Origin of the sequence: Sorangium sp. So ce321 (assembly GCF_051530195.1) — a bacterium.
Classification (GTDB): Bacteria; Myxococcota_A; Polyangia; order Polyangiales; family Polyangiaceae; genus Sorangium.
This window is the reverse complement of record NZ_CP150329.1, coordinates 10,586,840-10,598,620: the sequence shown is the minus strand read 5'-3', so window position 1 is coordinate 10,598,620 and position 11,781 is coordinate 10,586,840. Positions and strand designations below refer to the sequence as shown.

The window sequence follows — 11,781 nt, the reverse complement described above, 5'->3', positions numbered from 1 at the left end:
GGTCACAGCGTTCGGCAGAAAGTGCCGGGGTAGATGGAAAATCCAAGTGCGTTAATGGAATGTGGAGGAGCGCGCGCCTGGCCATTGGGCTCCGCAGGTGTACCAGTCGGCGCCGCAGGGGGGCTGCGGCTCGTCCTCCTCGAAGGGCCGACCTGACGCTGGTACTCGGCCTGTCGTTTCCGGGCGGGCGCGTGGCGGCACGGGCGCGGTGCGCGGCGGGGGAGCACGGGGGACAGACGTCGCCGGGCGGCGCTCCGACGGAGGGGCCGCGGGGCTCAAGATCAGCGCGCGAGGGTGCGGAAGCCGGGCGACGGCCGGGACGTGCGCTGTTCGGGGCAAGATGAGCTGGGACCAGGCGACGAGCGCCGCTGCCACAGCGAGGACCAGCGCGCCTGCCGCGCAGGCGATCCGCCGCCGGCCGCGGCGAGGTCCGGGCGCGGTCGGCGCGGCCTCAGCCCGCGCGAGAGACGGCGCTGCCAGCTCCCGCAATGCGACCGGAGATGCCGGCGGCGCGGGCGTCGGTGCCGGCTGCGGCGCCGCGAGCGGCGGCTCAGGCACGAGGAGCGGAGGTACCTCGGGCAGCACGGCCGAGGTCCCAGGACGGGGCGCGTGCTGCTCCTCCAGGTCAGTCGAGGTGCCGAGACGAGGCGCGTGCTGCTCCTCACGGTCGGCCGAGTCGACGGGCGGCGGCGTGTGCTGCCCCTCGCCGTCCTCCGAGACCCCGGGCGACCTGCTCGTCACGCCGGAGGGCAGCGTCGGCGGTCCGGACGGCGTCGACAGCGGCGCCGGATGCCTGGAGCGCGCTCCATCCGCGGCCGGCATCGGGCCGCGCACCCCGGAGCCTGCGCCCGGCTCCATCCCCCGCTCCAGCTCGGCTTGCCAGCGACACCAGCCCTCGATCGCCGCGTGGAGCGCCCCGATGAGCTCCGCCATGTCCCGGTACCGGACGTCGGGGTCCTTCTCGATCGCCCTCCTCACGACCCCCGCGACCGACGGCGCCAGCGGCACGATCGTCTCGATCGCCGGGGGCACCTCGCACGCGACGCGGCAGGCGAGCTCCTCCGGCGGACCTCCGGCGAACGGCCGGCGTCGCCCGAGGAGCTCGTAGAGGACCAGGCCCAGCGCGTACACGTCGGTCCGCTCGTCGAGGATCGCGGGCGTAGAGAGCTGCTCGGGCGCCCGGTGCGCCATGGCCGCCGCGTCGAGGCCGAAGAGCTGCGCGATGCCCAGCCCGGCGAGCTGGAACGAGCCGTCGCCGAACAGGACGAACGCCTCCGGGCAGAGGTCCCCGTGCAAGATCCCCGAAGCGTGCGCGGTCCTCAGGACCTCGGCGAACTCGGCGACCTGCGAGAGCGCCCATGACGGCCCGAGATCCCTCGATCGGTCCTCGATGAGCGCGCGCAGCGACGGGCCATCGCGCCGCTCGATGGCCGCCCAGCAGAACGAGCCGCCGAGGCCTCCGTCGAGCACCCGCGGGACCTCGTCGAGGAGCAGGCTCACCGCGCGGAGCCGCTCCAGCGTGTCGAGGAACCCCTCGGGCACCCGCTCGCTCACGTGAAGCAGCGCGCTCCTCCCCGCGCGATCCACGGCGGCATAGACGTCCGCTCCGCCGCGGCCCGCGAGCTGCGCGACGATCCGGTACCCGAGCCCGGCGCCGTCTACCACGTCAGCTCCAGGCCGAGCCCCGGGCCGGTGGCGGTCAGCCTGGGGCCGCGGCTCCTTGGAAAGAGGGCATAGACCAGCGTCCCCGCGCCGAGGAGCGCGCCGGCGACCAGCGCGACAGCCGCGCGCTCGTCGGCGCGCTCCATGGCGCTGTAGGCGCTCTGCGCGCGCTGCAGCTCCGCGCCGGCGATCCGGTAACCGCCGTGGTTGCGCGCGATCAGGTCGTCGAACCTCCGCTCGTGTCCGCGCGACTCCGTGAGGAAGATCGCGCCGAGCGTGAAGCAGCCGGCGGTCGCCACGCCCCCCACAAGGATGAGCCCCGCCGCCGGTCCTTCATCCGCCTGCCCCGCCGGCGCCAGCAGGCGCGGCGGCGCCGGCGCGCGCGGCGTCGCCTGCCGGCGCTGGTCGGCGACCGGCGCCGGCGCTGGCGCCGCGAGGTCGATGACGACCAGGCGCGCCTCCCCGGCGCGCGCCTCGACGGCCGTCTCCTTCGCCGCCGTGCCGAGCGCCGCCCGGACGCGGTGCGACCCGGGGGCGACGAACACCTCGCGGCCGAGCGGCGCGCGACCGACGGGGCGATCGTCGATCGAGAGCTGCGCGCCCTGCGGCACGGCGAAGGTCAGCGCGCCGACCTCCTGCCTTGCTCGCGCCAGGTCCAGCGCCCGGCTCGCGTACCGCTCGCGCGCCTCGCCGCCCCCCGGGGCCGGCGTCTTCTCGAGGCACAGGGCGAGAAACTCCGCCGCTCTGGGCATGTCCGCGACGCGGAACGCGAGCTGCCCGACATTGCAGGCCGCCTTCTCCGACGGCTCCAGCTGCCAGAGCTGAAGCCAGATGTCCCGCGCCTTCGCGAGCTGACCTTCCGCGACGGCCCGGTCGGCCGAGCGCTCGAGTCGACGCTGGGCGTCGCTCGCTCCCGTTTCGGCGCGACCGGCGGTGGTCACGAAGACCGATGCGGCGAGGATCAACGCTCGAGAGAGGGCTCGCGAGGCCTTCATGCTCATGACGAGCTACATATCAGGTCGGGTCGGGCGAAGGGGAACCTGCCGGCGCTTCTCTGGAGAGACAGAGAAACAAGAAAAGAGACGGAGGCGTGAGAAGCCTGTGTGTCGAATGGGAATGCGATCGGCGGCGCCTCATCGCTCGTCGCGCTGGCCGCGTTACCCCATCATCCGCTTCCACTGCTCCGACAGCCGCTGCGTCGACACCGGGACAGCCGCCTTCAGCTCGGGCGCGAAGAGCGACACCCTGAGCTCCTCTATCAGCCAGCGGAACGACTCCAGCTCTTCCGCGGGAACCCCTTTGTCGCGGAGCCCCTGCTGGTGCTTGAGGTAGTCCTGCCAGAACGGCAGCACCTGCGCTGCCTTGGCCTGGTCCTTCTGCGGCCCGTTCGGCAGCCGCTCGAGCCGGATCTGGACGGCGCGCAGGTAGCGGGGCAGGTGCGCGAGCCGGTCGAGCGGGGCGCGCGAGAAGAGCCCCACGGGCAGCAGGAGCTCGACCTGCGTGCGCGCGTCGTCGAGCGCCGGCCGCGACGCGCCCGGCTTTCCCGTCATCGACCGGAGCATCGCCTGCACGCGATCGAGCTCGACGCCGATGTCCCGCGCCAGCCCCGCGACCTTGCCCAGCACGCCCGGCAGCGACCGCCGGCCGCTGTCCAGGCGCGCCTGGAACGCGGCCCGGGTCCTCGGCAACGCGGCGAGATCGCCGAGCTGGAACGTCTCGTCGAGCGCGCGCAGCGCGATCTGCCGGGCCAGGCCGGGCTCGCCCGGCGCCACCTTGGCCCCGAGCCCGCTCACGGACACGGCGCTGCGCAGCGGCTGCTCGATCTGGCTCATCTTGCACCCGAGCTGCAGCACGAAGAGCCGCCGCAGCCCGGCGCGCGTCGCCTCGGCGGCCGCGGCGCGCGACGCGAGCACGCGCACCGACACCGACGCCTCCCCGTCGATCAGCGCCGGGTAGCCGAACACCTTCTGCCCCCCGGCGTCGACCTGCACGCGCTCCGGCAGCGACTCCAGGCTGAACGACGTGAGCCCGTCCCGCTCCAGGCCCGCCTTGCCCACCTTCGCCCAGGCGTCGCGCGCCCGGCCGGACAGGCGGTCCTTGAGCTCCCTGAGGTCGCGCCCCTCGCCGATCACCCGGCCATCCTCGCCGATCACGCGGAAGTAGAAGCGCAGGTACGGCGGGAGCTCGTCGGGCCGGAACGCGTCGGGCGGCACGCGCTCGCCGGTGCGGTCCTCGACCGCGCGCGCGAGCGCCGCCCGCATCGGGCCCTGGAACGGCCGCAGATCCGCCGCGATCTCCCGGGCCACCTCGCGGAGCGGCACGAGCGCCTTGCGCAGCGCCTTCGGCAGCGACTCGAGCAGCAGCGCGGTCTTCTCGGCGTGCCACCCGGGGATCATCCACTCGAGCTCGTCCGGGTCGGCCTGCGGCAGGAGCACGAGCGGCAGGGCGAGGGCGATGCCGTCGTCGTCCTCGCCCGGGTCGAAGCGGTACGAGAGCGGCACGGTAGCCCCGTAGAGCTCGAGCGCGTCGGGGAAGCGCTCGGGCGAGAGCTCCGCGGCCTCGTCGAGCAGGACATCGGCGATCGACAGGTGGAGCACCCGCGGGTCCTTCGCCTCGGCCTCCTTCCGCCACGCCTCGAACGTCTTGCCGCTGTAGACGCCCTCGGGCACCCGCCGGTCGAAGAAGAGCTCGAGCGCGTGCTCGTCCGCGAGCATCTCGCTCCGCCTCGCCTTGTCGCGCAGCCGGCTGACCTCCTCGAAGAGCTGGCGGTTCGCGTCCATGAAGGGCGCGCGCGTCGCGTACTCCTGCCGGACCAGGGCGTGGAGGAGGAAGATCCGGCGCGCGGATTCTGGACTGATCGGTCCAAAATCGATCCTGCGGTCGCGCGCGATCGGCAGCCCGTAGAGCGTCACCTGCTCCTTGGCCATCACCGCCGCCGGCTTCGCGGCCCAGTGAGGGTCGCCGTAGCTGCGCTTGCAGAGCGGCCCGGCCACGGCCTCGATCCACGCGGGATCGACGGCCGCCGCCATCCGGGCGAAGAGCTGAGACGTCTCGACCAGCTCGGCGGCCATGATCCACGCGGGCGGCTTCTTCGCGAGCCCGGACGAGGGGTGGAGCTGGAAGCGCGTCTGCCGGGCGCCGAGATAGACCTTGTTCTCCTGGTTCCACATGCCGATACGGCTGAGCAGGCCGGGCAGGAGCGCGCGGTGGATGGCGTCGCCCTTCGCGGGCGTCGTGTTCGGCGAGAACCCCATGTCCTTCGTGATGCGGCTGAGCTGCCGGTGCACGTCGATCCACTCGCGCATGCGCAGGTATGAGAGGAAGTGATCGCGGCAGGTCTTCCTCAGCTGGTTCTGGGTCAGCCGGCCCTGCGCCTCCTGGTAAAAGGCCCAGATCTTCAGGAGCCCCGCGAAGTCCGAGCCCTCGTCCTTGAACCTCCGGTGCGCGTCGTCGGCCTGCTTCTGCGCGGAGAGCGGCCGCTCGCGCGGGTCCTGCACCCCGAGCGCGGCGGCGATGATCAGCACCTCGGCGAGCGCCCCCTCCTGCTCGCCGCCGAGGACCATCCGGCCGAGCCGCGGATCGAGCGGCAGCCGCGCGAGCTTCCTGCCGATGTCCGTGAGCGCGCCCGCGTCGTCGAGCGCGCCGATCTCCTCGAGCACCCGGTAGCCCTCGTCCACGGCGCGCTTCGACGGCGCGTCGAGGAACGGGAAGTCCTCGATGTCGCCGAGCCCGAGCGCCTTCATCTGCAGGATGACGCCCGAGAGGCCGACGCGCAGGATCTCCGGATCGGTGTACGCGGGCCTCGCCTGGTAGTCCTGCTCGGCGTAGAGCCGGAAGCAAACCCCGCTCTGCACGCGGCCCGCGCGCCCCTTGCGCTGGTCGGCGCTCGCGCGCGAGATCGGCTCGATCTGGAGCTGGGTGACGCCCGTGCGGGGGCTGTACCGGTTGACGCGGGCGAGCCCCGCGTCGACCACGTACACGATGCCTGGAATGGTGAGCGACGTCTCCGCCACGTTGGTGGCGAGCACGATCCGCCGCCCGGGGAGTGGCTGGAAGACGCGCTGCTGGTCGCCCTGGGGCAGCCGCCCGTAGAGCGGCAGCAGCGTCGTGTGCGGCAGGCCGTGGCGCTCCAGTTCAGCCATCGTATCATGGATCTCCCGCTCGCCCGGGAGGAAGACGAGGATATCGCCGCGCGGGTCTATCGAGGTGATCTCCTCGACCGTGTTGGCGACCGCGTCGGCGACCTCCGCCTCTCCGCTCTCCGGGGTCCGGTGGATGACCTCGACAGGATACGTGCGGCCGGAGACCTCGATGACGGGAGCCCCGTCAAAGTAGGAAGAGAATCGATCCGTCTCGAGCGTCGCGGAGCTGACGATGACGCGGAGGTCTGGCCGCCTCGGCAAGAGGCGCTTGAGATAACCGAGCAGGAAGTCGATGTTGAGGCTGCGCTCGTGGGCCTCGTCGATGATGAGCGTGTCGTAGTCCGAGAGCCGCGGATCGCCCTGGATTTCGGCGAGGACGATGCCGTCGGTCATGTACTTGACGTACGTCGCCCGGCTCGTCTTGTCCGAGAACCGGATCTTGTAGCCCACCTCCTTGCCCAGCTCGACGTCGAGCTCCTTGGCGACGCGGGCGGCGACGCTGGTGGCGGCGATGCGGCGCGGCTGCGTGACGCCGATGCGGGCGGAGAGCCCGCGGCCCATGGCCAGGCAGATCTTGGGGAGCTGCGTGGTCTTGCCCGAGCCGGTCTCGCCCGCGACGATCACCACCTGGTGCCCCTCGATGGCCCGGGCGATGTCGAGCACCCGCGCCGAGATGGGCAGCTCCTCGGGAAAGCGGACCGGGCTCCCGGACGCGGGCGGGGGCGAGGTCCTGCCGCCGGGGGCGGGCGGCGGGGCGGATTGTTCTTGCGGAACGCGGGTGCTCACGGTGCGCGAGGGGGTAGCACCTCCCGCCGCGGCGCGCCGTTCGAAGCCGTGCGCGCGCCGGTGCGTGGCCCGCCGCGCCGTCGCTGGAGCGGCGCCGGCGACGGGTCGTTCAGGGGGCCCGGTCGAGGAGGGGGCGCGAGCGCGTCAATCGTCGCCGATTTCGCAATCGGGCTTCGGGCAGCGGCCTTGCACGATGTCGCGGCACGCCTGGTCGCGCTCCACGACGTCCGTCTCGTCCAGCGCGAGATAGATCTGCTGGAGGCGGCACGCGAACGAGCCCTCGGCCTGGAACGAGCTGCACGCATCGAACACGTCCGGCATCGACCAGGGAGAGCACATGGACACGCAGCTCTCGAGATCCGGCGGCATGTCCGGGCACAGGGCCGCGTAGAGCGTGCAGATCGCCTCGCACTGCCCGATGCACCCGTCGCCGCCCGGCGGGCCGAGCAGCCCGCTGGCGGTGCAGCCGGCAGGATCGCCGGTCTCCACCGCGCGGCACGCGGCGTACGCGGCGGGCGACGGCATCGCCTCGCAGACGGCGCAGCACGTCTCGACCGACGGATACTGCGGCGTCAGCTCGCAGAGATCCATCGACCGGGCGCAATGCGTCGAGCACTCGGCGATCTCGCAGGGGCCGCTGTTCTCCGAGGCCGGGGGCGTGGGGTCCGGCGTGATCTCGCTCCCCTGGCTCGCCTCGCCCTCGTCAGCGTCCACCGCTCCGCCGGCGCCTTCGGTCGTGGGGTCGCCGCCCTCTCCGCCGACGCCGGGCAGCGGGGCGATGACCTGGCACCCCACGAGCCACGTGGCGAGCGTGGCGAGCGTCCAGAGCGCAGCGGAGCGCTTCCTCATAACGTACCTCGTACGCTGATGTAGCCAGGCCCGACCGCCCAGGTGACGCTCGAGGCCGGCTCCCTCGAGCTCTCCAGGCCGAGGGCGATCCCCCCGACGGCCGCGCCCGCGATGGCGAGGCCGAACCCCACGTTCGAGGCCCAGCCGAGGGCGTTCGCGCCGCTCCGCGCGTCCTCGGAGCAGCTCGCCGTGCGCTGCCGGCACGCCTCCGTGAGGTCGCCCCGCGCGCTCAGGTAGGCGGCGCCCGTGCCGAGCCCCAGCGCCAGCCCGGCGCCCGAGGCCACGAACCCGCCGATGATCCACGGCATCGCGCTGCCGGACCTGGGGGGCACCGGCGTGAGGGCGACGTCCAGCGTCGTGGTCTCCTTCTCCGGAACGTAGACCCGCTGCCGCTCGGCCACGTAGCCGTCCGCCTCGATCTCGACCCAGTGGTTGCCCGGATCGATCGAGGCCCCGTCGAACGAGGCCTTCACCACCTGGCCGTCGACCTTGAGCCTGGCGCCGGGCGGGCTCGGCGTGATCGTCACCTTCAGCCGGGGGATGCGCCCGTCGAGCTCGCCGCGCAGGGCGTCGGCGCGGCGCCGCGCCTGCATGAACGGCCACGGCTCCCCGGGGGTCGGGTGCGACGCGGCGATCGTCGCCGCGAGCTCGCGCGCCTCGCTGAGCCGCCCGATCGCGGCGAGCGTCTTGGCCACCTCGATGGCGGTCGTGGGCACGCTGACGAGCTGCTCGGCGCGCTGGTAGGCGCGGAGCGCCTCCGCATATTTCCTCTGGGCGAAGAGCTCGTCGCCCGTGTACACGAGCTCCCGGGCCTCGGTCCGCGCCTTCTCCTCGGCCTCGCCGCCGCCGGCGCCGAGATCCTGAGCGGCGAGCGCCGGCGAGGCCGCGACGACCAGGCTGGCGAGCATCATCAGCGTCCTGGGCCGGGGGTGCATGCGTTTCCTCGATCAGAAGCCGAGATCGCGGCGGGCGCGCGTGCGGACCGCGACCTTCTTGGCGGGCGCCTCGGCCGGGGCGGCGCGCGTCGCCTGGACCTCGGCCGGCGCCTTCACCGTCGCCTGCGGCTGCGGTGCCTTCGCGGCGGCCTGCACCTGGGACTGCGGCGCCTTCGCCGCCTCGGGCAGCGGCGCGGGGGTCGCGCACTGCGCCGCGGGCTCGACGACGGGGGCGGCGGGCTCCGCCGGCCCGCTCCCGACCATCGCGAGCGACGCGGCATGCACCGCCGGCGCCGTCCGGCCCACGCCGGAGACGCCTGCCCAGGCCAGCGTGCTGATCCCCATGACCGCCGCCGCCGCCACGGCCCAGGTGCGCGCGCGCACCCGCTGCCCTGGCGAGCCGGTGCCGAGCGTGGCGAACGGCATCAGCGTCGTCACGAGGGACGAGAAGCCCTCGCCCGAGGCGAGCGCGTCGCGCGGGGGCATGGGATGGGTGGCCGCGGGCTCGGTCTGCCCGCGGGCGGTGAGGGCGGCGTCCAGCGCCTCGAGGACGGCGCGGGCGCTCTGGGCGCGGCGCGCCGGGTCGGGCTCGAGCAGCGAGAGGACCCAGGCGTCGATCGCGGGCGGCACACCCGGGACGAGGCGGGACGGCGGCGGCGGCGGCCCGCGGTCGATCGCGACCGCCACCGCGGCGATGGTGGCGCCGCCGAAGGGGATCTGCCCGGTCAGGCAGAAGTAGGCCACGACGCCGAGGGCCCAGAGGTCGCTGTGCGGTCCGACCTTCGCCCCACCCGCCATCTGCTCCGGCGACATGAAATGCGGCGTCCCCATGATGGCGCCCGTCACCGTGAGCCGCTCGGCCTCCTCGACGGTGTTCTTGGCGATGCCGAAGTCGAGCACCTTCACGAAGGGCTCCCGCTCGCCTTCCACGAGGAAGATGTTCTCGGGCTTGATGTCGCGGTGGACGATGCCTGCCTCGTGGGCCCTGGCCAGCGCCGCGCCGATCTGGCGCACGATCGAGACCGTCTCGTCGAGCGAGAGCCGCCGGCGGCGCTCCACGAGGTCCTGGAGCGTCTCGCCCTCGAGGTGCTCCATCACGATGTAGGGGACCCCCTGGTCGGCGAACCCGAGGTCGAACACGCGCACGACGTGCGGGCTCTGGATCCGGGCGGCGGCCTCTGCCTCGCGCCGGAGGCGAACCACGGCGAGCGGGTGATCCACGTACATGTCGCGGAGGAACTTCACCGCCACCTGGGTCTTGAGCGCTGTGTGCTCGGCGAGCCAGACGCTTCCCATCCCGCCCTGGCCGAGCGCGCGGATGAGACGGAGGTGGGAGCCCACCTGCATGCCCGGTAGGGGCCCACGCTCCGAGCTCAAGGGCGCGGTGTAGCACCTTGCCTCAGCTGGGGCGATTCGGCACGGCGATGGCTGTGTGGCCTCGACCATTCCTACCGTCTTGCTCATGCCGGGGGGAGCTTGCACGTGGCGAGCCAGCGCCTCGAGTCGAGCGGTTACGCGGGCATGACCTGGAGTCGGCATGGCGCATCGTGGCGTGGAGCCGCGCTGCAGGGAGCCCTCGTGACAGTTCGCTACAGGCATGTACGCTGCTGAGGGCAGCTCTCGCGCGCCCTCTGCGTGTACTCACGTTCGCTGTCATCGAGCGGTGCGGGCCTCGCTACATCGCCGTCACGTCGCGCGGCGCCGCCGAGCGCGGCGGCGTCGCGCTGGCAGCAGCAGGTTTCCGTCGTCGACCTCGGCGCTGAGCAGACGGGAGTCGGATCGCATTTCCTCATGAGATCGCCGCAGCGGCGAGAGGGTTTCCACCCGAGGCATCGCCTCGAGCTCTTCGGAAAATTCACAGGGAGGCGGGGAGACGGGGAGGGGAAACCTTCAAATACTCGCTGTCTCCCCGCCTCCCGGTTCGATTTCTCCGCTGAAAAGGGCTGCAAAATGAGGGGTTCCTCGGGGTTTCCACGCGGCGCCGTGGAGCCCACGGGAGCGGGACGCGCCGCCGTGGAGCTGCCGACTGCGCCGGACCCGCGATGTGGACGACGGGGCGCGGATTGCGTCTTTTAGCTCGATACGGGGCCATGTCGAGGCGTGGGCGCCGATCGCGCCGCGACTGCGCCGCTGGCCTGTCGAGCGGCGGTGAGGGTCGAACGGTGTCGCGTGCGATCTCGCGCGATCCGCGCGATGGATCGCGACGGATGAGGAGCGCGCCGGGCGAGCGAGCGAGCGGGCGGCTGACACCTGGCGACGAAAGGCTTGTGTCGCGCGCTCGAAACAAGCAGTCTACGCCGAGCGATGCAGCCTTTCCTTCTCTGCCTTCTGGCGGGCGTCGGCCTCCTCGCCGCGGCGTGCGACGCCCCTCCCGCGGAGGCACCCAAGCCGGTCCATCTGCCGCCCGTGCCCCCGGGCGAGCTCCGCAGCCCGGAGGCGTTCGCGTCGATCCGGGACAACGACGCGCGCGCGGCCTCGCTTTTTCTCGAGGCGAGCAAGGTGCTGCTCCACCCGCGCTGCGTGAACTGCCACCCGCACGATGGCGTCCCGCGCCAGGGCGACAGCGGCGGGCGCCACAACCCGCCCGTCGAGCGCGGGCAGCGCGACCGCGGGCTCGCCGCGCTGGAGTGCACATCGTGCCACCAGGCGCAGAACCTCGATTTCGCGCGCGTGCCCGGCGCGCCGGGCTGGCACCTCGCGCCGGTGGAGATGGCGTGGCTCGGCCGCACGCCGGCGGCGATCTGCGCGCAGGTGAAGGATCCGGCGCGCAACGGCAAGAAGACGCTCGCGCAGATCGTCGAGCACTCCGCGCACGACGAGCTCGTGGCGTGGGGGTGGGCGCCCGGCCACGGCCGCACGAAGGCGCCCGGCTCGCAGGCGCAGTTCGGCGCGCTCATCGATGCGTGGGTGAAGGCGGGCGCCGCGTGCCCGCCCGAGGAGGCCCGTCCATGATCATCCTGAAGGTGAACGGCGCCGAGCAGAAGCTCGACGTGGATCCGGAGATGCCGCTCCTCTGGGTGCTGCGCGACGTGCTCGGCCTCACGGGGACGAAGTACGGCTGCGGCCAGGCGCTCTGCGGGGCGTGCGTGGTGCACCTCGACGGCGAGACGGTGCGCGCTTGCGTGACGCCGGTGAAGCGCGCCGCGGGCGGCTCGGTGACGACGATCGAGGGGCTCAGCCCCGGCGGCGATCACCCGCTCCAGCGCGCGTGGGTGGAGCTCGGCGTCCCGCAGTGCGGCTTCTGCCAGGCCGGGCAGATCATGAGCGCCGCCGCGCTTCTGCGGAAGAACCCGCGGCCCTCGAACGACGACATCGACAAGTCGCTCGCCGGCAACATCTGCCGGTGCGGCACGTACACGCGCATCCGCGCGGCGGTCCGCAAGGCCGCCGGCCTGCCCACGGAGTGA

At 73.1% G+C, this 11,781-nt stretch carries 8 protein-coding genes; 2 read left to right on the top strand and 6 right to left on the bottom strand.

The window, feature by feature from the left end:
* Nucleotides 1–51: 51 nt before the first annotated feature.
* The 6 genes from WME89_RS39185 to WME89_RS39160 form a co-directional block, all read right to left on the bottom strand.
* Entirely contained in the window at nucleotides 52–1,665 is a 1,614-nt protein-coding gene (locus WME89_RS39185) for a protein kinase domain-containing protein (protein ID WP_438004697.1), read from the bottom strand.
* Nucleotides 1,659–2,663 carry a hypothetical protein gene (locus tag WME89_RS39180; protein ID WP_438004696.1) on the bottom strand — a complete coding sequence of 335 codons (1,005 nt, stop codon included), beginning with the start codon at nucleotides 2,661–2,663 and terminating at the stop codon, nucleotides 1,659–1,661. Before WME89_RS39180 ends, WME89_RS39185 begins: the two co-directional genes overlap by 7 nt.
* Before the next feature lie 156 nt (nucleotides 2,664–2,819).
* Complete coding sequence (hrpA, locus tag WME89_RS39175) at nucleotides 2,820–6,590, bottom strand: ATP-dependent RNA helicase HrpA (RefSeq protein ID WP_438004695.1); 3,771 nt, start codon at nucleotides 6,588–6,590, stop codon at nucleotides 2,820–2,822.
* A gap of 144 nt (nucleotides 6,591–6,734) precedes the next feature.
* The gene (locus WME89_RS39170; protein ID WP_438004694.1) at nucleotides 6,735–7,439 is read right to left on the bottom strand and encodes a hypothetical protein; all 705 of its coding nucleotides are present in this window, start codon (nucleotides 7,437–7,439) and stop codon (nucleotides 6,735–6,737) included.
* A complete protein-coding gene (locus WME89_RS39165) occupies nucleotides 7,436–8,374 on the bottom strand; it encodes a PEGA domain-containing protein (RefSeq protein WP_438004693.1) in 939 nt (312 codons plus the stop codon). The genes WME89_RS39170 and WME89_RS39165 overlap by 4 nt, the downstream gene beginning before the upstream one ends.
* A 12-nt stretch (nucleotides 8,375–8,386) precedes the next feature.
* Nucleotides 8,387–9,751, bottom strand: a complete 1,365-nt coding sequence (locus WME89_RS39160; RefSeq protein WP_438004692.1) for a serine/threonine-protein kinase — start codon at nucleotides 9,749–9,751, stop codon at nucleotides 8,387–8,389.
* A 927-nt stretch (nucleotides 9,752–10,678) separates the two neighbouring features.
* Here WME89_RS39160 and WME89_RS39155 point away from each other — a divergent pair.
* Both WME89_RS39155 and WME89_RS39150 read left to right on the top strand, forming a co-directional pair.
* Nucleotides 10,679–11,326: an Isoquinoline 1-oxidoreductase subunit gene (locus WME89_RS39155; RefSeq protein WP_438004691.1), complete on the top strand. Its 648-nt coding sequence runs from the start codon at nucleotides 10,679–10,681 to the stop codon at nucleotides 11,324–11,326.
* The gene (locus WME89_RS39150) at nucleotides 11,323–11,781 is read left to right on the top strand and encodes a (2Fe-2S)-binding protein (protein WP_437619861.1); all 459 of its coding nucleotides are present in this window, start codon (nucleotides 11,323–11,325) and stop codon (nucleotides 11,779–11,781) included. The genes WME89_RS39155 and WME89_RS39150 overlap by 4 nt, the downstream gene beginning before the upstream one ends.